Origin of the sequence: Parendozoicomonas verongulae, assembly GCF_009711465.1 — a bacterium.
GTDB classification, from domain to species: Bacteria; Pseudomonadota; Gammaproteobacteria; order Pseudomonadales; family Endozoicomonadaceae; genus Sansalvadorimonas; species Sansalvadorimonas verongulae.
On sequence record NZ_SMME01000096.1, the window covers coordinates 1 to 252 of the forward strand.

Sequence of the window (252 nt, forward strand, 5' to 3'; positions counted from 1 at the left end):
CGCCCCCCGGCTGCCTGGGTGCGTAGCCGGATAAACATATCCCGTACCACTCTCAGGTTGGCCGCCCCCCCCATGTCCTGGAGGACTATTCCCAGTGCCAGTTCGATCTCCTTATCCTCACAAGGAGTGTTCGCCTTCCCCCCGGCCGCCCGGGTACGCAGCCGGGTAAAGATGTCCAGGGCCGCTTTCAGGTTGTCCGGCCCACCCATGCTCTGGTGATGTCTGCCCAGTGCTAACTCGATATCCTTGTCA

1 protein-coding gene is annotated in these 252 nt (G+C 61.9%); it reads right to left on the reverse strand.

All coding sequences use genetic code 11. The features are described from left to right. A partial coding sequence (locus E1189_RS21995) for a hypothetical protein (protein ID WP_196220786.1) occupies positions 1–252 on the reverse strand: 252 nt, incomplete at both ends.